Raw genomic sequence first — 272 nt, forward strand, 5'->3', positions numbered from 1 at the left:
CCCGGAAATGATTCTGCACCACTTCCTATATAAGATGCTTCTTCTCCTGCCCTTGCCTGATAATTTTCATTGCGCTTCCTCCAAGTAACAGGTTTTTCGTAACATCCCATTCCGCATTCATATAAGCTCCGATATTCTGACGGTTTTTATTGACTTCATTTTGAGGCTGCAGTCCCGGAAATGATTCTGCACCACTTCCTATATAAGATGCTTCTTCTCCTGCCCTTGCCTGATAATTTTCATTGCGCTTCCTCCAAGTAACAGGTTTTTCG

At 43.0% G+C, this 272-nt stretch carries 1 protein-coding gene; it reads right to left on the minus strand.

Translation table 11 applies throughout. The features are described 5' to 3' along the window. Positions 1 to 25: 25 nt before the first annotated feature. On the minus strand, positions 26 to 272 hold a 247-nt coding region (locus BOQ64_RS22805; protein WP_185147099.1), incomplete at its 5' end, for a hypothetical protein.

The organism is Chryseobacterium sp. CH25, assembly GCF_004119455.1.
Taxonomy (GTDB): Bacteria; Bacteroidota; Bacteroidia; order Flavobacteriales; family Weeksellaceae; genus Chryseobacterium.